General features: G+C 31.3%; 22 protein-coding genes and 2 tRNA genes. 14 read left to right on the top strand and 10 right to left on the bottom strand.

Going from position 1 to position 21,794, the window contains the following annotated elements:
- Window positions 1–311: 311 nt before the first annotated feature.
- From JC605_RS19910 to JC605_RS19900, 3 genes are all read left to right on the top strand, one after another.
- The gene (locus JC605_RS19910) at window positions 312–875 is read left to right on the top strand and encodes a Crp/Fnr family transcriptional regulator (protein ID WP_198857850.1); all 564 of its coding nucleotides are present in this window, start codon (window positions 312–314) and stop codon (window positions 873–875) included.
- A gap of 63 nt (window positions 876–938) precedes the next feature.
- On the top strand, window positions 939–1,712 hold the full coding sequence (gene lpxA, locus JC605_RS19905; protein ID WP_198857849.1) for an acyl-ACP--UDP-N-acetylglucosamine O-acyltransferase: 774 nt from the start codon (window positions 939–941) through the stop codon (window positions 1,710–1,712).
- Window positions 1,713–1,769: 57 nt separating this feature from the next.
- A complete protein-coding gene (locus tag JC605_RS19900; protein ID WP_198857848.1) occupies window positions 1,770–2,363 on the top strand; it encodes a YdeI family protein in 594 nt (197 codons plus the stop codon).
- A gap of 61 nt (window positions 2,364–2,424) precedes the next feature.
- On the opposite strand, the gene JC605_RS19895 is transcribed toward JC605_RS19900, so the two are convergent.
- Window positions 2,425–3,315 carry a DMT family transporter gene (locus tag JC605_RS19895; protein WP_198857847.1) on the bottom strand — a complete coding sequence of 297 codons (891 nt, stop codon included), beginning with the start codon at window positions 3,313–3,315 and terminating at the stop codon, window positions 2,425–2,427.
- Between the two features lie 339 nt (window positions 3,316–3,654).
- Between JC605_RS19895 and JC605_RS19890 the strand changes: the two genes are divergently transcribed.
- From JC605_RS19890 to JC605_RS19870, 5 genes are all read left to right on the top strand, one after another.
- A complete protein-coding gene (locus tag JC605_RS19890; RefSeq protein ID WP_198857846.1) occupies window positions 3,655–4,737 on the top strand; it encodes an acyltransferase in 1,083 nt (360 codons plus the stop codon).
- Between the two features lie 120 nt (window positions 4,738–4,857).
- Complete coding sequence (locus JC605_RS19885; RefSeq protein ID WP_198857845.1) at window positions 4,858–5,490, top strand: SMI1/KNR4 family protein; 633 nt, start codon at window positions 4,858–4,860, stop codon at window positions 5,488–5,490.
- A gap of 121 nt (window positions 5,491–5,611) precedes the next feature.
- Window positions 5,612–6,151, top strand: a complete 540-nt coding sequence (locus tag JC605_RS19880; RefSeq protein WP_198857844.1) for a hypothetical protein — start codon at window positions 5,612–5,614, stop codon at window positions 6,149–6,151.
- Between the two features lie 61 nt (window positions 6,152–6,212).
- The gene (locus JC605_RS19875) at window positions 6,213–7,583 is read left to right on the top strand and encodes a hypothetical protein (RefSeq protein ID WP_198857843.1); all 1,371 of its coding nucleotides are present in this window, start codon (window positions 6,213–6,215) and stop codon (window positions 7,581–7,583) included.
- Window positions 7,580–9,142 carry a serine hydrolase gene (locus tag JC605_RS19870; protein ID WP_198857842.1) on the top strand — a complete coding sequence of 521 codons (1,563 nt, stop codon included), beginning with the start codon at window positions 7,580–7,582 and terminating at the stop codon, window positions 9,140–9,142. The genes JC605_RS19875 and JC605_RS19870 overlap by 4 nt, the downstream gene beginning before the upstream one ends.
- 94 nt (window positions 9,143–9,236) lie before the next feature.
- Here the strand turns inward: JC605_RS19870 and JC605_RS19865 are convergent, their stop codons facing one another.
- On the bottom strand, window positions 9,237–9,800 hold the full coding sequence (locus tag JC605_RS19865) for a nucleoside monophosphate kinase (protein ID WP_198857841.1): 564 nt from the start codon (window positions 9,798–9,800) through the stop codon (window positions 9,237–9,239).
- Between the two features lie 248 nt (window positions 9,801–10,048).
- Between JC605_RS19865 and JC605_RS19860 the strand changes: the two genes are divergently transcribed.
- The 3 genes from JC605_RS19860 (at window position 10,049) to JC605_RS19850 (ending at window position 12,567) form a co-directional block, all read left to right on the top strand.
- The gene (locus JC605_RS19860; RefSeq protein WP_198857840.1) at window positions 10,049–11,104 is read left to right on the top strand and encodes a hypothetical protein; all 1,056 of its coding nucleotides are present in this window, start codon (window positions 10,049–10,051) and stop codon (window positions 11,102–11,104) included.
- Between the two features lie 173 nt (window positions 11,105–11,277).
- The gene (locus JC605_RS19855; protein WP_198857839.1) at window positions 11,278–11,640 is read left to right on the top strand and encodes a MerR family transcriptional regulator; all 363 of its coding nucleotides are present in this window, start codon (window positions 11,278–11,280) and stop codon (window positions 11,638–11,640) included.
- A gap of 219 nt (window positions 11,641–11,859) precedes the next feature.
- The gene (locus JC605_RS19850) at window positions 11,860–12,567 is read left to right on the top strand and encodes a DUF6090 family protein (protein ID WP_198857838.1); all 708 of its coding nucleotides are present in this window, start codon (window positions 11,860–11,862) and stop codon (window positions 12,565–12,567) included.
- 50 nt (window positions 12,568–12,617) lie between these two features.
- On the opposite strand, the gene JC605_RS19845 is transcribed toward JC605_RS19850, so the two are convergent.
- The gene (locus JC605_RS19845) at window positions 12,618–13,022 is read right to left on the bottom strand and encodes a helix-turn-helix domain-containing protein (RefSeq protein WP_198857837.1); all 405 of its coding nucleotides are present in this window, start codon (window positions 13,020–13,022) and stop codon (window positions 12,618–12,620) included.
- 446 nt (window positions 13,023–13,468) lie between these two features.
- On the opposite strand from JC605_RS19845, the gene JC605_RS19840 reads away from it, so the two are divergent.
- Window positions 13,469–14,158 carry a hypothetical protein gene (locus tag JC605_RS19840; protein WP_198857836.1) on the top strand — a complete coding sequence of 230 codons (690 nt, stop codon included), beginning with the start codon at window positions 13,469–13,471 and terminating at the stop codon, window positions 14,156–14,158.
- A gap of 150 nt (window positions 14,159–14,308) precedes the next feature.
- Here JC605_RS19840 and JC605_RS19835 read toward each other — a convergent pair whose 3' ends face one another.
- The 4 genes from JC605_RS19835 to JC605_RS19820 all read right to left on the bottom strand — a co-directional run bounded on the left by JC605_RS19835 (window position 14,309) and on the right by JC605_RS19820 (window position 16,531).
- Window positions 14,309–14,743, bottom strand: coding sequence for an NUDIX domain-containing protein (locus JC605_RS19835; RefSeq protein WP_198857835.1), 435 nt, complete (start codon window positions 14,741–14,743; stop codon window positions 14,309–14,311).
- Window positions 14,744–14,819: 76 nt separating this feature from the next.
- Window positions 14,820–14,897, bottom strand: a tRNA-Val gene (locus JC605_RS19830).
- Window positions 14,898–15,051: 154 nt separating this feature from the next.
- A tRNA-Val gene (locus tag JC605_RS19825) sits at window positions 15,052–15,126 on the bottom strand.
- 178 nt (window positions 15,127–15,304) lie between these two features.
- The gene (locus JC605_RS19820) at window positions 15,305–16,531 is read right to left on the bottom strand and encodes a folylpolyglutamate synthase/dihydrofolate synthase family protein (RefSeq protein ID WP_198857834.1); all 1,227 of its coding nucleotides are present in this window, start codon (window positions 16,529–16,531) and stop codon (window positions 15,305–15,307) included.
- A 130-nt stretch (window positions 16,532–16,661) separates the two neighbouring features.
- On the opposite strand from JC605_RS19820, the gene JC605_RS19815 reads away from it, so the two are divergent.
- Complete coding sequence (locus tag JC605_RS19815) at window positions 16,662–17,357, top strand: MotA/TolQ/ExbB proton channel family protein (protein WP_198857833.1); 696 nt, start codon at window positions 16,662–16,664, stop codon at window positions 17,355–17,357.
- A 3-nt stretch (window positions 17,358–17,360) separates the two neighbouring features.
- The gene (locus JC605_RS19810; protein WP_008464192.1) at window positions 17,361–17,756 is read left to right on the top strand and encodes a biopolymer transporter ExbD; all 396 of its coding nucleotides are present in this window, start codon (window positions 17,361–17,363) and stop codon (window positions 17,754–17,756) included.
- A gap of 397 nt (window positions 17,757–18,153) precedes the next feature.
- Here the strand turns inward: JC605_RS19810 and JC605_RS19805 are convergent, their stop codons facing one another.
- From JC605_RS19805 to JC605_RS19795, 3 genes are all read right to left on the bottom strand, one after another.
- Window positions 18,154–19,059: an energy transducer TonB gene (locus JC605_RS19805; RefSeq protein WP_198857832.1), complete on the bottom strand. Its 906-nt coding sequence runs from the start codon at window positions 19,057–19,059 to the stop codon at window positions 18,154–18,156.
- Between the two features lie 360 nt (window positions 19,060–19,419).
- The gene (locus tag JC605_RS19800) at window positions 19,420–20,646 is read right to left on the bottom strand and encodes a Glu/Leu/Phe/Val dehydrogenase dimerization domain-containing protein (RefSeq protein WP_198857831.1); all 1,227 of its coding nucleotides are present in this window, start codon (window positions 20,644–20,646) and stop codon (window positions 19,420–19,422) included.
- Between the two features lie 144 nt (window positions 20,647–20,790).
- The gene (locus tag JC605_RS19795) at window positions 20,791–21,366 is read right to left on the bottom strand and encodes a chalcone isomerase family protein (RefSeq protein WP_198857830.1); all 576 of its coding nucleotides are present in this window, start codon (window positions 21,364–21,366) and stop codon (window positions 20,791–20,793) included.
- Window positions 21,367–21,794: the final 428 nt, after the last annotated feature.

The following is a 21,794-nucleotide window of genomic DNA, read 5'->3' as shown; positions in this document are numbered from 1 at the left end:
GATGGTACTGCAGTTATGTGGGAGAGTATGTCGTCGCCTTTCTTTTGAAAACCCTATCCAAAACGGATAGGGTTTTTTGTTTTATACACAGTTTTTAAAGTATCAGATTAAAGATATCTCTTCTAATTCGAACGAAATGTTTTAAAGACAATAATTTTTATTATTGGCACTACTTCTTCTTTTTTGCAATAAGGCGTTAAAAGGCATGAAATGCATTAAAAAAGGCAGGCTCGGTTTGTAGTTTGCTGGTCGAATTTAGTTTTTGTCTTAATTAAGTTTTATTTTTGATTTATTATGGAATTAAAAAATAAATGGAAGAGCTGATTCTAATTATAAATAGTTTTCAGGAATTAGATTTGGAGACTGAGCAGGCTATTAAAAAAAGTTTTGCCGAAGAAATTTTTAAGAAAGGCGAATTTCTTGTTGAAGAAACTAAGGTTTGTAATAAAATCTATTTTATTAAATCGGGTGCGGTTAGAAGATTTTGTATTGAAGATGGTGTAGAAGTTACCAAATGGATTTATACCGATAATCAATTTGTAACTTCGATGAGCAGTTTTTTTGAGCAGAAACCTTCTTTTGAAAATTTTCAAACTTGTGAAGAAACAGTCCTATATTCCTTGTCTTATTCTGATGAGCAGGCCTTATTAGAATATCCGTTATTTGTAAAGTTTCATATTAAACAACTTCGACATTATCTTTCTAAATTAAATGAGTTCAATCATTTATTTCGTCTAATGACTGCAGAGAAAAAATACTTATTTCTTTTAGAGTCATTTCCTCAAATTATTAAAAAGGGCAAGCTAAAACACATAGCCTCATTAATTGGCGTGAGTCAGGAAACTTTGAGCAGAATTCGAGCGTCAATTATTTGACATTAGATCAATAAAAAGAATAAAAAGTTTTTCAATTTTTGCTGTTAATTAAAGATTTAAAAATTGAAGGATACGTTTATTCATAAAAATGCTGTTTTGGGTAATAACATCTCGTTAGGAAATGGTGTGACGATTGAGCAGGATGTTGTAATTGGCAATAATAGTCAGATAGGGAATAATGTTACAATTTTAAGCGGAACAAGAATTGGAGAAAATTGCCAAATTCATTCTAATGCTGTTTTGGGTGGTATGCCTCAGGATTTGAAATATAGAGGCGAATACACTCTTCTAGAAATTGGTGACAACAATATAATCAGAGAGTTTGTTACGATTAATAAAGGCACAATTTCTAAGGGTAAAACTAGTATTGGGAATTCGAATCTCATTATGTCAAATGCTCATATTGGGCATGATTGTGTAATAGGAAACAATTCTATTATTGGGTTTAGCGTTGGTATGGCTGGCGAAGTAATTGTTCAGGACTGGGTAAATATAAGTGGCTTAACTGCGATACATCAATTTTCTATTATTGGCGAACATACCATGATTAGTGGTTTGAGTCGTGTAGTTAAAGATGTTCCGCCATATATTATTGTTGCTCATGAACCCTTACGATTTGCAGGAGTAAATACTGTAGGTTTAAAAAGAAGAGAATTTACTTCGGATAAAATTGACGAACTTCGATCTATATATCGCGTTTTATTTCAGGAAAAGAGAAATACTAAATTTGCTTTAGAATTGATTACTGAAAAGTTTCGAAAGACTGTTGAGCGCGATAAAATTTTAAGTTTTGTAAAGCAATCAAACAGAGGGATAATTAAAGGTTATGAATTTTAATGAGATAAAAGATTGTCTAAATTTTTATATTTATAGTAAATTTTAAAAGAATTTATTATGACTGCTTATAGCGAAAATTCTAAAGTTGATTTTTATTTTGAAAAAGCTGAGAAATGGAAAGCTGAACTAGAGCAATTAAGATATATTGTTTTAGACTGTCACTTGTCGGAAGAATTAAAATGGGGATGTCCGTGTTACACTTTTGATGGAGCCAACATTGTTTTGATTCATGCTTTTAAGGAATATTTTGCTTTTTTGTTTTTTAAAGGAGCTTTAATGAAAGATCCTGATAAAATATTAATTCAGCAATCAAAAAATGTACAAGCGGCACGGCAAGTTCGATTTACGAGTGTTCAAGATATTTTAGCTAAAAAAGAAATTTTAAAAAAGTATATTTTTGAAGCAGCTGAAATTGAAAAGTCAGGAAAAAAAGTTGATCTGAAAAAAGTTTCTGAATTTGAAATTGCCGAAGAACTTCAAAACAAATTTGATAGCAATCCTGATTTTAAAAAAGCTTTTTACACTTTAACTCCAGGAAGACAACGAGGTTATTTACTCCATTTTTCTCAACCGAAACAATCTAAAACTAGAGAAGCTAGAGTAGAGAAAAATATGCCAAGAATTTTGGAGGGAAAAGGTTTGAATGATTGAGGGATTTTATATAAAAAGAAAAACTCCTTTTGAGAAAAAGGAGTTTTTTTGTTTTAAAGCGTTAAGAAATTTGATGTTCGATTGTGTTTTTATTTCGAATAGAAATTATGGACTGAAGTAAAACAGAGGTCATAACCAAACTAATTCCAATATAAAATGAGAAATTAACTGATTGTCCTTCGTTAAAAAATAAAAAGGCTAGTATTATTGAATAAATCGGTTCTAAGTTAAAAGTTAGGTTTATGGTAAAGGCAGGAATCTTTTTGAGTGATTCTGCGAACATTACATAAAGTGCAACTGTACAACAGGAAGCCAAAATCAATAAATAGAATATGTCTGTTAAGTTTGGAATAAAAGTCTGATTTGGAAAATTGTAAAAATAGAATGGCAGAGCGAGTCCTAACACTATAGTTCCGCCAAGCATCTGATAAAAATTAATTAGTTTGCTATCATAAAATTGCACTAACCTTTCATTGTAAATGGTATACAAAGCGGCAAATGCAGACGAAATTACACCTAACAAAATCCCAAGCTGATATGAAGAATCAAAATGAAAAATTAGACTTATTCCCAATAAGGTTAGCATACTTAATAAAATTTGAATCAGATTAAATCTTTTTTTATTGAGAATAGGTTCAAAAAAGGCAGTAAAAAAACTAGTCAAACAATAGCATACAACACCTATAGATATGTTAGAATACTTAATGCTGGCATAGAAAAAAATCCAGTGAATGGTAATAAGAACTCCAGCTTTAGAAATTTTTGCTATTTCAGAAAATGATTTGAGCGTTTTAATATTGTATATTTTTAAAACAAAAAATAGAATAATAGAAGCAAATAATACTCTATACCAAACTAAGGTAATTTCGTTAAGAGAAATAAGTTTTCCGAAAACGCCAGTAAAACCAGCAAGTAAAACTGCAGTATGCAGTATCAAATAAGATTTTTTCATAAAAGTTGTCTATCCTTTTGAGGGATGTATTTTGAATATTAATAATTGAATTGAAGTAAAGACATACAAAATTTGACCAAGAATAATCGGTCTTATGTCAATACTAAAAACGTATTATTAATTTATGGAGGGGGAAGACAACCTTTGAAATTCATGATTAAATTTGAATTTTAGCAAACTTATAAAAAGGATGTGGAATGAAAAAGTTAAAAAAGTTATTTAAATGTGAAACTTGAGACGTTTTGCAGCAGAATTGAATAAATCTGATTTTGATTTGAATATTTATTTGTAGAACTTGCGTCGGCACCAAATCACTTTAATTAAGAATATTACAATTTAATGACTACCAACCAATCAGCTACAGCAGTTCTTGAAACAAAACAGCATTTTGAAATTTTAGACGGACTAAGAGGCATCGCAGCTTTTGCTGTTGTTGTGTTTCACTTTATGGAATGGATTTTTACAGATCCAAGTCAAAACTTTATTGGACACGGATTTTTAGCTGTTGATTTTTTCTTTTGCCTTTCTGGATTTGTAATTGGATACGCTTATGATGATCGTATTGCAAAAATGGGGCTTCGCAATTTTTTTATATCCAGAATTATAAGATTGCATCCTTTGGTTATAGCGGGATCAATATTAGGATTATTGGCTTTCTTGTTTGATCCGTTTGGAGGGCATTTGGAATTGTATAGCACAGGAAAAATTATTTTGACATTTATATGTTCCTTATTTCTTATTCCGTTTCCAGTTATTGAAGATCGCGGATTTAATTTATTTAGTTTTAATGCTCCTGCATGGTCTCTTTTTTGGGAATATATTGCTAATATCGTTTATGCACTTGTACTTTATAAAATTCGCAAAAACTTTTTAGTTGTTCTTACTTTAATTTCTGCAGTTGCAATTTGTTATGTTGGATATAGTTCCGGAAATTTAATAGGAGGATGGAGTGGACCAACTTTTTGGGACGGCTGCGCCAGAATATCGTACTCTTTTTTGGCCGGATTACTTATTTACCGATCCAATTGGATTATCAAAAATAAATTGGGATTTACCGGATTGACTATTTTATTGCTTTTGGCTTTTGTAATGCCTTTTTCAGAGTGGAATTGGCTGACTGAACCTTTTGTGGTTTTATTTTACTTTCCATTATTAATTTCTTTGGGTGCTGGCGCTCATTTAAAACCTTGTTTGAAAAAGATATGCACATTTTCGGGTAGCATTTCATATCCGTTATATATGACACATTATGCTGTACTATGGATGTTCGGAAATTACTTTGTCAATTATAAACCAAACACAATGCAGCTTACATGTATCGTAACAACGAGTGTGATACTTTTAGTTGGTTTTGCGTATTTCGTAATGAATGTTTATGATAAACCATTAAGAAAATATTTGACAGACAGGAGAAAAAAATGATTGTGAAAAAGATAATCTTTCGATATCATAAAATTTAAGATGAAAAAATATTACTTAATTTTAATACTTACATTGTTTTTTAATTATTCAAAAGCACAAATCAAAAAAAATCAATCTAAAATGAAAGCAGAAGCAACAGTCAGTTTAATTAATGTTTGTAAAAGTAAGCTTGATATTTTTGATCGTTTTATGAATAAAGGAGCAACCGATGTTGAAATACAGGAACTGGAAAAATTTACAGGTCAAAAATTGCCTGCATCTTATATTCAATTATTGAAAACTTATAACGGAGAAAAAAGAAGTTTGGGTTTCTTGGGAGGATTTGGATATTTAGGTATTGAAGAAGTTAAAAGAGAATGGTTGTTTTTTAAAAATGCTCCCGAAACAAAACCTGAAGCTATTAATCAGGTAAAAAAAATTACCGATATTTTGTATTCCACTAAAAGAATTCCATTTGCTCATGATGGCTCGGGAAATTTTCTTTGTATAGATTTTATTCCAAATACAGACGGTATTTTAGGCCAGATTATCTATCTTCCATGTGGAGATCCTGAGCCAGTTTCAGTAATCGTAGATGACTTTGAAGATTTTCTAAATTTGATAATTGGAAAAATTAAGTCTGAGAAATTGAAGCTAGTTGATGAAAGAGAAGATTGGGACGCAAAAGATTGGGAGAAGGCAGATATTTATTTTGAGAGTACATGGAATGATGATTGGAGTGATATTGCAGAAGAATATAATACAAAAAAATAATTTCGTTGTTCAAAATACAGAACCAATTCGGAGATGCTGGAGCCGAGAAAAAGATGTCTGAAAAAAAGGATTAATGAAATTTTAGGAACAGCATCATTTAGAAACAACAAAATAAAAACGAATGAGCTTTAACCGGTTAGAAATTCAAAAACCTGATGAATCGGGCTATTATGTTTTAGATGAAGAATATCTTCTTTCCTGTATTTACTCAGATGGTTGGACAGAACGTCTTTTAAGATTTGAAATTTTCGTTGATATCTATTATGAATGCAGGGGAGAAATTGGCTTTTATACAAGAGAAAAAGATAGTAAAGAAATTGAAAGTTTATTGGGGTTTGAATTGCCTACTGAAATCAAAAAACTGATAGATCTTTTAATGAATCAGAAAGAATTGCAATTAAAAAAGTACTATTCCGATTTTTTTATGGAAGATTCCAGCATGCTTCATTTTGTTATTAATCGTGACGGAATTTCGCATAATTCAGGAATTGGAATTATGTTGAAAAAACTCGAAAATCCAAACGAATCAGAAAAGTTACTTTTTCTTTTGAAAGAAGAATTTGAAAAACTTCGCGAAGGTTTTTACAACAAAATGCTTTTAGAACGAGGTTTGATTAAAGAAGTTGTAACATCTAAAAAGAAACGAAACAGGCGCTTGTAAAATATCTTATATTTATAAAACGTTATTCGAAATCTAAACTTTTACTGCTAATAGAAATTGCATGAAAAATACACTTTTGCTGATTTTTTTATTATTAAGTTCACTTTCATTTGGGCAAAATCCTTCTTTTAAAATCAAATATTCTGAACAACTTGCGGTTTTTGTGTTCTTAGAGAATTTATCTGATTATTATCCAGATAATGTTTTTAAAACAGAATTTCAAAAATCAAAGTACAATGTTGAGAAGTATAAAAGCTTAATCTCAAAATTTGATCAATTGTCTATTTCGTATAGTTTTCGGTTCGAAGATTTTCCGTACGGATCAAAGAAAACAATGCAGACAAAAGATATCTTAAAAAAGAATTTAATAGAGACAGATAATTTAAATGATTTCAAACTTCGTTCTGCAGGAATGATTCCTAATAAAACTTTGAGTGATTTAGGCGAATGTATTTCTGAATTTACACCAATTTATAATGAACTGATTTATAATTCGAACAAAGAAAAATTTGAAAAACAGTTGGATGAAATTATCAAATATTCTAATGAACATCACATTGAAGATTACTTTAAAACGGGATTAATATTTTATAATTCTAGTTGGGATAATTCAATTCCGTTTGAGGCAGCCTTTTATCCTTTACCCAATTCAAAAGGTTTTACTGCTTCTGCATTCTGCAATAATTTTATGAGTGCCATCCAAACCGATTTAAAATCGCATAAAGATTTGTTTAGTGTAATGATGCACGAAACATATCACATCGTTTATGACGAACAATCGCTTGAAGTTAAAACGGCAATTGATACTTATTTTAAAGAAAATAAATCGAAATGCAGTAATTATGCTTATCAGCTCATGAATGAGGTTTTGGCGACGGTATTGGGTAACGGTTATGTTTACGAAAAATTAGATAATAAAGTTGATGAAGGAGAATGGTATAATAATAAATATATCAATTTGATGGCAAAACAAATTTATCCGTTAACTAAAGAATATATCGAACAGAAGAAACCGATTGATAAGAATTTTATAGATCAGTACATTCAACTTTACGAAACCAATTTTCCAGATTGGATAAACGAAATGAATAATATTATGACGTATCGTTATGTGATTACTGAAAATGAAAAAGATTTTAATGTAATAAACAAAATGTTCCGTTATCGCTCCAGAACAGAATACGAAGATCAAATTACAGACAGCAGTATTGAAAAAATGAAGCAGACACCATTGACCAAAATGGTAATTATTTCAAAAGACAATAAAGAAAAGATAAAACTCTTAAAAGGCAAGTTTAAAGAATTGAAAAACTGGAAAGGAAATCCAGATAAAGAATTTGCAGAGAAAATTCTATTGGACGATAAAAGTCAATTGATAATTGTGAATCAGAAAACATCTAATTTAGAAACATTAATTAAATCAATAATATGAAAAAAGGAAATAGTTTTTTTATCACAGTTATTTGCATTTGTTTTTCATGTGCAACAGCTTTTGGCCAGCTAACATCAGATAAAATTGATTTGTTGATGGAATCTGCATTAACAAAGTTTAAAGTAGCGGGAGCGTCGATTGCGGTTGTTAAAGATGGAAAAATAATTCACTTAAAAGGTTACGGCGTCAGTTCTATAGAAACAAAAAAAGGGGTTAATGAAAAGACAAATTTTCAAATAGCCTCAAATAGTAAAGCGTTTACAACGGCTGCACTTTCTATTTTAGAAGATGAAGGAAAATTGAAATGGACCGATAAAGTAAAAGATTATGCTCCTGAATTTAAAATGTATAATGATTATGTGACGGAGAATTTTAATATACAGGATTTGCTGACTCATCGCAGCGGATTAGGATTGGGAGTAGGTGATTTAATGTTTTTTCCTGACGGCACTAATTTTACCATTAAAGATGTCTTGACAAGTTTTCAGTATTTTAAACCTGTTTCAGCTTTTCGAACGAAATGGGATTATGATAATTTACTTTATATAGTAGCTGGCGAAATAATTGCAAGAGTAAGCGGTATGAGTTATGAGGAATTTGTACAAAAAAGAATTGTTGATCCTTTACAAATGAACAATACATTTGTTGGAAGTAGTTTAATAAAAGACAGATCTAATTTTGCAGTTTCGCATTCGTCTGAATCTGGAACGATAAAGAAAATCGAGGGGTTTAATGATCAAATTAATGCTGCTGCAGGAGGAATATTTTCTAACGCAGAAGATATGGCGAAGTGGATGATAGTTCGTTTGAATAAAGGTCAGTACGGGCCGGACTCGAAAACACCGCTTTTTTCCTTAGAAAACCACAATGAAATGTGGAGAATACATACCGTTCAGGAAACAGATCAAAATCCGAGATATAATTCTCATTTTAATGGTTATGGTTTAGGCTGGCAATTGTCAGACGAGAAAGGAACTTTAAAAGTATCGCATACTGGAGGTTTGCCAGGAATGCTTTCTATTGTAACCATGTATCCAGATTTGAATTTGGGAATTGTAATTTTAACTAATACAGAAAATGGAGGCGGCGGGCTTTTTACGGCAGTTAGTAATACAATTTCTGACAGTTATTTAGGTTTAGACGATTTTGGATGGACTGATAAATTGGTAGAATGGATGAATGAAGATAGAAATAAAGGTGATGATGTGACTAAAAAAGTTTGGGAAAAAGTAAAACTATCTAAAAAGGTAAAAATAAAGAATGAAGATTTTATAGGCGTTTATGCCGATAAATGGTTTGGTGAAATTGAAATATTTGAAAAAGACAAACAATTATGGTTTAAATCGTATCGTTCGCCTAAATTAAATGGACCAATGGCTTTTTACAATGCCAATACATTTGCTATAAAATGGGAATATCAAGCGATGAATTGTGATGCGTTAGCAATGTTTTCTCTAGACGAAAATGGTAAAGCTCAATCTATTAAAATGAAAGGTATTTCTCCAAACATCGATTTTAGTTTTGACTTTCAGGATTTAGATTTAATAAAGGTTAAATAACAATGAGTATGAGATAAAAAAAACTCCATTATTTCTAATGGAGTTTTTTTATAGAATTTAATGAAGTTTATAATCGAATAAACTATTACTGTTGTTACAAATTATCCTTAATTCGTTTTGTTATTTCTTCAATTGTGCCCATCCCGTCAAAAGTGAGAACTTTAATTTTTGACTTCATATATTCAATTGCTGGTCTGGTCGAATTTTCAAAAACCTCAATTCTTTTAAGATGAATATTGGCATCTTTATCATCTTTTCTGTTAGAAGTTTCCGCTCTTTTTTTTGCTCTTTTTAAGAGTTCTTCTTTTGGAACATCAATATTAATTACTTTTCCAATTTCTAGGTTTTTAGATTTAACAAGTTCCAATAAATCATTTACCTGTGGTTCTGTTCTTGGATAACCGTCTAAAATGATTCCTTTAGCAGCTTTATTTTCATCCAATATTTTACTGAAAAGATCTTTCATGATAGAATCAGGAACTAAATCTCCTTTTTCTTCATATTGAGACATTATTTTTCCAATTTCCGTTTCATTTTGTTTTTCCAAGCGACATCTGTCTCCGGTTGAAATATGTTCAAAATGAAGTTCGTCCTTTAGAATTTCGCATTGCGTACCTTTTCCAGAATAAGGAGGGCCAGTAATTATTAATATTTCCATTTTATTTATAAAGTTTTTTAATTCTATTCCGATTCTTTAAAGTTAAGAATGATTTATTCTAAGCTGACACGAATTGTAAATTTACAAGAAAAACACTTGTTTTTTTGATTCATGCGATAAATCTATAAAAACAGTTGTTGGTGAAACAATTCATCTGTTGGAAACAACAATTCAGTCAATAAAAATTGAATGTTCTGCTGAATAAAAATATTTTTACATCAAAATCAAAACAACCATAATACATAACCATGAAGAAAATTTTAAAATTTATCAAAATCACTTTTATTAGCCTTTTGAGTATTATTTTACTTTTTATTGCTTATTTATATATCAGCAATAAATTATTTTTAGAATCTAAAGATGATGATAATATTAGTTATTTATCAAAAAATAATGTTCAGATAGGAACTTCTATCGACGAAAAACTATTTGATGATGAGTTTTATAAATCGCAAGTTTTTTTATTAGGCGAAATTCATGGTTATGCAGATAATCAGAAAATAGATCAGGAAATGCTTTTTTTCTTGAATAAAAAAGTGGGAATTAAATATTATATTGCCGAAATGGATAGTTTGACGGCTCAAAAGCTGAATGCTTTTTTATCTGAAAAACAAAAAAATAAAACGGCCTTGAAAGAAGTTGTTGAATCTATTAAGAGAAGAATTCCACAGCAGGCCAGTCAAGAATTATTTAATAAATGGAATGCTATTTACGATTACAATCAAAATTTGGCCGATTCTCTAAAAATTACCGTAATCGGAATTGATAAAAATTTTGACGATGAATCTAAAGGTTCTAGAGATGAAGCAATGGTGAGTAATTTTAAAAATGCAATTAAGAAGAAGCATCTTGAAAATGAAAAGTTTTATGGACTTTTTGGGTTTTTTCATACGTTGCAAAAGAAAACAGAATCGGGCAGAGCAACTTTTGCTGCAGGATTAAAAGATTCGGGAGTAAAAGTGATAAGCTTTGTAAGTTATACCATTGATAGCGAAATGTATCTTCCGAAAAATCCTCAGTTTCCAACTCCTGAAAATGAAAAAGTTAATTGGATAAATGCCGACGGACCATTAATGCTTGTAAAAGGAATTAATGATATAAAAGAATTGAGCAAACCAGAATCAATCACACTTTTTAAACTTAACTCGAAAAATTCACCTTACTTGAAATCGCAAAATTTGATAACAGTAAAATCGAGAGCTTTTGGAGAAAATATTGTGCCACTTAAAGATGCTGTTACGGCGGATTATTTTCAATATGTGTTTTTGTTGAGAAATTCTAAAGCGTTGACGAAATTGAAATAAAGATTTTTCTCTAATTTTAAAAAAAAACTCCATTAGAAATAATGGAGTTTTTTTATGCAAAACCTCATTTCTGGCATTTAAAAATTTTAAAACTAAAAACAATTAGTATATTTGTAACATAAAAGTATAGACTATGCTCTATGCTTTGTTGTTTGTGTTAAAAAAATAATGCTATGCTTGTAAACGAATTATCAAAAAAAACAGGATTATCAATCCATACGATTAGATATTATGAGAATTTAGGAATGATCAAAGGATTGACTGATGAAAAAGTGACTTCTAATAACTATAAACATTACGATGCTAATACTATTGAGCGTTTAGAAATCATTATAGAAGCAAGAGAAGTCGGATTTACTTTAGCAGAAATAAAAAAAATATTGATAAGCTGGTTCGAGACAACAGATTCTAAACCAGAAACACTAGAGCTTTTTCAAGCCAAAATAAAAGAGATCGATGATAAAATGAAATATTTTAAACAAACCAAAAGTCTTCTTGAAAAAGTATGCGAGAAAATACAGAGTAGCAATGATTGATTTTTAAAGTTTAAAAGCATGTAGAGAACTCCTTAAGAAATTAAGGAGTTTTTTTATGGTTCTTATTTTAACTATTTAAGAAAAGTTTTATGCGGAATTTAGGAAATTAATAAGAGATTTTGCAAATAGTCTTATATTCGCTTTTGAATTTATAGAATTAAATAGCGTACTAAAATAAACTTCAAATAACAACCAAAGTTAAAACTAGAAAACTAAATTATGCAAGAAGAAATAACTAAGCATTCAAACAAAATTTATAAAACGGTGAAAAATTCAGAACATACATTAGGAGAGAAGGTAAAAGAAATCATAATAGAGATATTCATAATCGTTTTTGCTGTAACGCTTTCAATATGGCTACACGGTTGGAGCGAGCACAGACACCAACAAGAAGAAGTGTCTGTATTTCTTTCTAATTTAAAGAACGATTTAAAGAATGATATAGAAAGTATCGACAGAGAAATGCACGCATACCAAAAGACAAACGCAGACTATGAAAAAATTTTGGCATTAACGCCTTCTCAACTAGATAGTATTTATAAATCTAAAGGTAAAGTCAACTTTCCAATTCATTCGCACGGACAAACATTGACGATAGGTAATTATGAAAGCTTTAAATCAAGTGGTAAACTTGGTTACATTGAAGACGAAAAATTAAAACAGAAAATCTTAAACTATTATCAAATATTTGTTCCAGCTGCCAATGAAGTTGATAAAATGTACACTGAATTTTTGTTTAAGTGTTTTGATAAAGAAATAGAAAATGCAGATAAGCCAGAAAAAGAATTATACTCTGATCCAAAATATAAAAAGACACTTTCATATCTTGTTAAACTAGGTAAAAATAACATAAGGGTTTACAAAGAAAATACAAAACCACTTGCAGTTGAACTTATTAAGGAAATTGAAAAAGAGTTGGGTAAATAAAAAGAAAAACTCCATTAGAAATAATGGAGTTTTTTTTATGCTTAAAAAGGTTATTTACCTTTTACTATTTTTTCGAGATATTCAACTTTGTCTTTTTCGGCTTGGATTAAGCGTTCATAAAGATTTTCTTTTTCTTGATAAAGTTCTACAACTTTATCAAGTGGATTAAAGCTAGGTTGAATATTAATTGCTGTTATTGTTGAATTGTCATGACTACTTATGACATTTAATATGGTTTCGTCGCTATAATTTTTGATAGCTTCCGAAGTCACGCCAAGTGCTTTTGCAACTTCAGCGAGTTTAGTGTCATCTATAGTTTCGCTGTTTTCAATAGCGGAAACCGTTTGCTGACTTGTACCTAAAGCTTGCGCCAAAGCTTCCTGCTTCATGTCGCGAAGTTCACGAATACGACTAATATTTCTTCCGATATGTTTTGGTCTTGATAGTGTGCTCATAATTCAAAGATAATAATTAAGTGAATAAACCAGAACTGTAAAAAACAGATTTTAAATGTATGTTACAGATTTTCTTGGGGAGCGGTAAACAAAAATACAATTTTTATGGTAAGAATTTTGAATTCTGTTCTCAGGCTTAATTTTAGGCAAAGATTTGTCATCCTGAGGAACGAAGGATCACACTAGAAATTCTGCAAAGTATGTCGCTAATCCGTGTCGATTTCCGAGTGAGATTTCTTGTTCCTCGAAATGACAATACTTTGTGTTTGTTTGAATTAATATAAAAATTGTGGAGAAATAGACCTGAATAAACTCCTTAAGATAAATAAGGAGTTTATAATTATGCTAAAATAATTTTACATTTGAACAATTGAAAAACTATCATTATAAATTATATTTCGATTTGATTTTTTAAACCATTAAAAAATAAATGCATTCAAAAATTTATGTCTCAAGATATATCCCTATTAATTTTTAAAGAAGACAATTCAGAAATTCCAGAAACAATTCCACATTTCATTAATGGAGGAATTGTTTACATGCCAATCTGCAATCCGACGGGATATCTGTTTGGGGAATTAATAACAACAGCTCTTAATAAAAAGCAATATGATATACTGGATTATAAAGATGAGTTTAGTTTTGTGAAATTAGCTCATGGTCTTGGTGTTGAAAATTATATGGCTTTTCATAGCTCAGATTTCGGTATGATGCCAATTAATTATTATGAGTTTGCCGTTGTAGAAAATGTCTTTATGAAAGATTCTGTCTGGAGTACAGATGGTATTATAACTTCTGAAAATATTTGTGACTTTGAAGATAATTATGAAAAGAATAGAGGGGATGTATTGTTGGAAATAAAGATTGATTATAATTTTAGAGGTTTTTTAAGGAGTTATGATGATTGTAAATCGGTTTATGAAAAATGGGGGAATCGGGTCAATTTTCATGATATTCAAAAAAGTTATTATCAGCAGAAAAATGACGCTATAAATAATGGTGTTGATGATTCAGGAAACAAATTTTTTACTGGTGAAATCTTCAAAGATGGGATGACAGAAGTTTATTATTCAAAAGAAGGAACGGGGGTAATGAAAACATTTTGGATGCTTGTGAAGCGAAAACTTGGATTTTGAAAGACCTAAAATTTAAACGTTGGTAAAACGATTAACTTAAAATAAGCATAAAAAAAACCACCTGCTGGCGCGAGCGTCTCGCTCGTGAATCCAGTTTATACGCGAGCGAGACGCTCTCGCTAACAGGGGATGAAAATTGGATAAAAATATTTATCTTATTTGATTACTGACTTTTTTCTTCAATTTCTCAAATGCAATTATATCCGCTTTTAAAACAAAAGGATTGTTTTCTGAATCAATATCAATCCATTCTAATTTTTCTAATCCCGGAATTTGAACATTTAAATCTTCAATATTTAGTATTTTGACAGTATAATAAATATTAAGAATCTGTTTATTGTCTTTTATACGAGATTCAATAAAATCTTCCTGCGTATAATGATGATCTAAGATTTCGATTTTTAAATTTAATTCTTCTTCAAATTCACGATGAAGACATTCAATTGTCCCTTCTCCAAATTCAAGACCGCCTCCAGGTAATTTGCATATTTGTGTTCCTGCATATCTTTCGTGCAGTGCTAAAATTTTATTGTCGTTTATGCAAAAAGCATAAACCCTAACGTTAAATCCGATCAGTTCGCTCATAATTTTAAATTTTTTGATGTCAAGAAATAATATTGAGAAGGCAAAAAAAAACTCCTTAATTTCTTAAGGAGTTTCTTGGTGGGCGATGAGGGGTTCGAACCCCCGACCCCCTCGGTGTAAACGAGGTGCTCTGAACCAGCTGAGCTAATCGCCCTATTTTATTAGGTTGCTATCGTTTGTGATTGCGAATGCAAATATACGTTTGTTTTTGAGTTCTGCAAAGAAATTTAAACTTTTCTGGATTTTAAATATTCTTTTTAGTCTTCTTATTTAAAAGAAAACTCCTTAATTTCTTAAGGAGTTTTTTGTGGGCGATGAGGGGTTCGAACCCCCGACCCCCTCGGTGTAAACGAGGTGCTCTGAACCAGCTGAGCTAATCGCCCTATTTTACTAGGTTGCTATCGTTTGTGATTGCGAGTGCAAATATACGCCTGTTTTTGAGTTCTGCAAACAAAAAACAATAAAAAATAAAACTTTTTTTAAAATAACTTATATCTATTTGTTTATGAATTTGTTATTAAAAAGAATTTTTTAAGTTTTTTTCTAAATCAAAAGTATATTTTAGTCCAAAGGCAATTCGGCAACAACAAAAGTACTTCCGCCAACGTAAATAAAATCATTTTCTAAAGCATTTTTCTTTGCTTCCGCGAAAGCGATTTCAACAGAATCGTATTTTTCTCCTATTAAACTGAATTTTTCAGCCGCATTTTTTAAAGTTTCAGCAGGCAAAGCTCGTGACGAATTTGGATGGCAGAAATAATATGTCGCTTCTTTTGGAAAAAGTGGCAAAATAGAATCCAGATCTTTATCATTCACAACACCCAAAACAATATGCAGTTTCTCGTATTTCTCATTTTTCAGCTGATTCATTACAACCGATAATCCGTGTTTATTGTGAGCAGTGTCGCAAATGATTTTCGGGTTTTCTCCCAATTGCTGCCATCTTCCTTGCAAACCCGTATTTTTTACAACATGCAATAAACCTTCTTTCAACTGTTCGATCGAAATTTTAAAATCGGTTTCATTGTTCAAAATCGAAATCGTCTGCTGAACCGTCTTTTTATTATGAAACTGATAATCTCCAATCAAGTCAGACAAATAAATCTGATCAATTAAATCTGATGCAAAATAAATCGACGCATTATTCTCTTCGGCCTTAGCCAAAAATACAGGTTTAGTTTCGTCATTATATTCGCCAATAACAACTGGAACATTCGGTTTTATAATTCCCGCTTTTTCTCCTGCAATCGCTTCCAGAGTATTTCCTAGAAACTGAGTATGATCTAAACCAATATTAGTAATTACCGAAACCAAAGGCGTAATGATATTGGTAGCGTCCAATCTTCCACCCAAACCAACTTCGATTATAGCAATGTCTACTTTTTCTGTAGCAAAATAATCAAAAGCCAATCCAACCGACATTTCGAAGAAACTCATGTCATTGGCTTCAAAAAAATCTTTGTGTTTCGCAACAAATTCAATAACAAACTCTTCTGAGATTTCTTTACCGTTTATTTTAATTCTTTCTCTAAAATCTTTCAAGTGCGGAGAAGTATATAAGCCAACTTTATATCCTGCTTCTTGTAAAACAGACGAAAGCATATGCGAAGTAGAACCTTTTCCGTTTGTTCCTGCAACATGAATACATTTCAGTTTCGTTTGCGGATTATCAAGATGAGCTGCCAACAATTTGATATTCGTTAAATCTTCTTTATACGCAGAAGCACCTTGCAATTGGTACATTGGAAGTTGATTAAACATCCAATTGGTAGTTTCTTGATAGTTCATTTGTTTAGATAAAATGGTTGTTGATTGAAATAAATTTCGATTTTTGTAGTTTAATATTACAGCGAAAATTATCTTTATTGCAAATTTCAAATATTTTTTAGAATTAATTATTAAAAACCAGAATTAATATATGTTTAGTTTTATTCAGTTACAAACAGATACAATCGCAAATGCTTCAAATGTAGTGGTCGAAAAGATCGCAGCACCACAAAATGAAATTTCAATGTTTGGTTTCATCATGAAAGGGGGAGTGTTCTTAATTCCGATCGCGATTTTATTGTTTTACACTATTTACCTGATTTTTGAACGTTATATGTACATCAGCCGTGCGTCTAAAATCGACAGCAGATTAATGCAAGATATTAGTGAAAAATTACATTCTGGAAATATCGAATTGGCAAGAACAATTGTAGAAAGAAATAATACTGCAGCTGGAAATATTTTAAAAGAAGGCGTTTTGGTAATTGGAAGACCAATTTCTGAAATTGAAGCTAATATGGATCGTGCTGCCGATATCGAAATTGGCGAAATGGAAAGACATTTAGGTCACTTAGGACTTATTGCCGGTATTGCGCCAACATTAGGTTTCATCGGAACAATCTCTGGGGTTATTAAAATTTTCTACAGTATTTCGGTTACTGAAAATATTAGTATCGGAAATATTTCTGGAGGTTTATACGAGAAAATGATCAGTTCTGGTTCTGGATTAATTGTGGGTATTATTGCTTATAGCGCTTACCACTTATTAAACGGAAAGATTGATAATTTTGCTTTAAAAATTCAGAAACAGATTTTAGAATTTGTCAATATAATTCAAAGAGCATAAGTCATGTCTATTAAAAGAAAAAGAAGATTTCACGCCGAAGTTGCGACTTCGTCTTTGAGCGATATCATGTTTTTCCTGCTGTTGTTTTTCTTAATTATTTCAACACTGGCAAACCCGAACGTGATTAAGATGACATTGCCAAAAGCTAAAGCGAATGAAAAGACCAATAAACAGCTAATAAGTTTATCGGTTACAGAAGATAAAAAGTTTTACATTGACAAACAGGAAGTAGATTTTGAAAATCTAGAAACCAGTTTAATGTCAAAAATAGGAACAGATAAAGAACAAACCGTTGTAGTTCGAATTCCGTTTAACCTACAAGTTCAAGACTTAGTAGATGTTTTACAGATAGGAGTGAAGAACAATTTGAAGTTTGTAATTGCTACAAGTCCGAAATAGATTTATCATTAGGGCGTGACCAGAATAAAAAAATGGGCAATCAGCTAAGCGTTGATTCGCCCATTTTTTTATTCTGGTCGGGCTATCCGCGCTACTTCGGTAGCCTGCTTCTATCCCTCACGCGAACTAATTGATAATCTTGACCTGACAGGTTTTTAAAACCTGTTATTTAATAGGAGAAGCAAAAAACGCAATTTTGTCATTTCGACGAAGGAGAAATCTCCACAAGTAGCTCCGCAACGAAAATCCAATCTTTGTAGAGCTTCTCGCGAAGATTTCTCCTTCGTCGAAATGACAAACTGAACGAAAGAAATGAGTCAAACAAGTTCTATAAAAAAGGCTTTCAGATTTCTGAAAGCCTTTTTTATAGAAAACAGATTTAGTGTAAATCTGTTTTTTAATCCAAACTAAAATTATAAATAATTTTTCCAACTTGTTTTGCAGGAGCATCACTGTCAGATTCCCATTTGGTATTCATTGCTGCAATTCTTGCTTGATCTAATAAGCATTTTGCAGTATTTGTTGTTCCTTTAATTCCTGGTGTTGCGCTTATTGTTTTTCCGTTTTGGTCAACACTTACTTCAACAACGACTTTTCCTTCTTCGTTACAAGTATATTTTGGCGCTGGTTTAGATAAGGCTTTTCTGTTTCCTAGAGAATATCCAGATCCTCCGCCAGATCCTCCGCCAGTTCCTGCTCCGTAACCGCTTCCAGTGCCAATGCCATTTCCAGTTCCGTTACCGCCTCCAGTTCCTCCACCAGAACCACCAGAGCCATAATATCCGTTTGAGTTTAAACTTCCGTTAGCTTTTCCTTTGTTTCCTGCTGCTTTATCATCTCCGTCTCCGCCTTTGTTCGAACCTTTCATAATACTTGCTAAAGCATCGTTTGTAGAGTTAGAAACTTTTGGTTTTTCGGGCACAGGTTTTTGTATTGGTTTCTCGACAGGAACAGGCTTCTTCGGTTTTTCTTTTGTCGGAATTACAACATCATTATCGGCAGTTGTATTTTCTTGACTAATTATAGCTTCTTCTTCAGGAGTTGCTTTTGCAGGAGCTTGTTTTACATTGTTCTTTACATCCAAAACTTCGCTTTTATAATTGGCTCCAGAACCTAAATCGCTATCTCCAAAATTTACTGTAACGCCTCCGCCACCTCCTCCGCCATCTGCAAGGGCAACATTATTTTCAGGATTATATGGAGGCCAAAAACGTATAAAAAATAGCAACGCAATAACTACCGCATAAATAGCGATTGTGAATACTAATGATTTCTTTTGATCTGAAGAAATAGAGGAACTCATTTAAATTCTGAATTTTGAAATGTATTATTTTAAAAACGTTTAAAAGTAGTAAAAATTGTTTAGAATGAAAGAGAGAATTTAACCGCAAAGGGTACTAAGGTTTTTTAAAAAATTATAACGCAAAGCACGCTAAGATTTACGCAAAGAAACGCAAAGTTTTAATTGACTTAAATTTGAGTGAATCTTAAGATTAAAAGTTAGCAAAGCTTTGTCAAGATAAAGCTTTGTGAACTTAATATTTAGATATTGCTTGCGCTCTGAATAAAAATATCTTAGCGTACTTTGCGTTAAATATCTACAGTACAAAAAAACGAGCCAAATAGAAATCTGGCCCGTTTATATATTAAAGTGTAGAATACATTACACTAACTGTTTCAATGCAATCTCAAAAGCAGTTGCACTAATATTTGTTTTTGACGAACTCAGAGCGTGAGCTTTAACAATCGCATTTTTAATTGTATCAGATGTATCGTTAAAAATAGCCTCATCGGTCATTTGAACTTTTTTCTCCATGAAATAAGCAAAAACTCTTGCCATTCCGCAGTTTGAAATAAAGTCAGGAATTAAACTTACTTTACGGTCTACTTCTTCCATGATAGAACCAAAGAAAATTTCTTTGTCAGCAAAAGGAACATTGGCACCACAAGAAATTACTTCTAATCCGTTTGCGATCAAGCTGTCAATTTGTGTTTGAGTAACCAATCTTGAAGCCGCACAAGGAGTGAAAATTTCAGCACCAATAGTCCAGATTTTAGAATTGATTTCTTCAAACGGAATCATATTGTCAGCAACTAATTTATTTCCGTCTTTATTTAAAAATAACGTTCTGATCTCTTCAAAAGAAAAACCTTCTTCTTTTATTAATCCGCCATCGCGATCAATGATTCCGATAACTTTCGCTCCCATTTCTGCTAAATAAAAAGCAGCTGCAGAACCTACGTTTCCAAAACCTTGAACAATTGCTTTTTTACCTTTAATGTCTCCGCCATAAGTAGCGTAAAAATGACGAACTGCTTCTGCAACACCAAAACCAGTAATCATATCGGCAACGGTATATTTTCTAGTAACGTCTGGAGAGAATTTCGGATTTTCAATTACTTTAATTACACCTTGACGTAATTGTCCGATTCTATTAATTTTATCAGCTTCGGTTGGTTTAAAGTGTCCATTAAAAACACCTTCCTGCGGATGCCAAACACCACATTCTTCCGTCATTGGAATTACTTCGTGAATCTCATCAACATTTAAATCTCCTCCAGTTCCATAGTAGCTTTTCAATAAAGGAGAAACGGCTTTGTACCAACGTTGCAAAACACCTTTTTTGCGAGGATCGTTCGGATCAAAATTTATTCCAGATTTAGCTCCTCCAATTGCAGGACCAGAAACTGAGAATTTAACTTCCATAGTTTTAGCCAAAGACAAAACTTCGTTCATGTCTAGACCTTTTCTCATTCTTGTTCCTCCACCCGCAGCTCCTCCACGAAGTGAATTAATAACAGTCCACCCTTCGGCTTCTGTTTCTGAATCTTTCCAATTGAAAACAATTTCAGGTGCTTTGTTTTCAAATTGTTGTAATAAATCTTTCATTTTGTTGTGATATGTTTATTTTGCGTAAATGTATAAAATAGAATAATGCGAATAATGTATTTTGCATCAAATTTATAAAACAAAAAAGAAAAGCCGTCCCGAAATTTTTCGGGACGGCTTTTTGAATATTCAGAAAATTAAGAATTATTGTCCTAATAAATGTTTTTTCAAAGTTTCGTCAACTGGTTTATCAGAAAGCCAGATTCCGAATAATGCTTTTTTGAAATCGAATCCAGGAATTTTTCCTTTCAAAACTTCGTTTTTAGAAACATAAACATTTTGGTCTAATGGGTTGTATGCTAAAATGAAAACATCTTTTTCTGTAATGGCATCGCTTAAGAAACTTTTTAACTGCTCAATTCTAGGACGTAATTGTTCAAGATTTGCACCCGCAGATTTTTCAAAACCTGTGTTCATAGCTTTTGTCAGTTTATTTGAAGAAACCATAGAAGAAGTAATTTCGATTCTAACTGCCATTTCAGTATCACTATCAATAATGAATTGAGGATCCTGCGCTAATTGAGATAAATACAATGCCTGCACATAAACTTCCAACCACATTTTTGATCTTCCACCAGCACCGTTAAGTTGTAAAGTCTTACCTAGAAAATCTATTTTTCTAGGAACTGTTACGCCATTAACATCGATTTGAGTTTGTGCCGAAACAGTAGAAAATTGTAAGCTTAAGAGGAATGTTAGTAATAGTAAAATCTTTTTCATGTTCTATCAATTATTTATTTTTTGGTCAAAAATAATGTTAATTTATTAATATTTGGTTCATTTTCAATATGTTTTTTTTCTGTAAAATTTACATTTAATTTTTGTATTACATTAAAAATCAATTTAGTAAGACTAGTTTTACGTAGATTTACGTGTTTTAAGAATTGTTTAATGAAAGACTGGTAAAAAGTCATCAAAATGTCCGTTTTTATATGCTCTAAAAAGAAAAAAAGACTTTTAAATTTTAAAAGAATTGTTGCGAGATTAACGCTCATTTGGAGAAAAAGCTAAATAATTACGAAAACGTTATCGTTATCTTTGCTGATCTATTAATTTTATATGCATGCATTGTAAATTACACTTTTAAAAAGTATCTTTGGAAGCCTTTGCTTTAAAAAAAGAGGCTCCGAAAAAACACAAAAAACATA

This window comes from Flavobacterium sp. IB48 (assembly GCF_016405855.1).
Classification (GTDB): domain Bacteria; phylum Bacteroidota; class Bacteroidia; order Flavobacteriales; family Flavobacteriaceae; genus Flavobacterium; species Flavobacterium ginsengisoli.
This window is presented reverse-complemented; position numbering and strand designations above follow the sequence as displayed.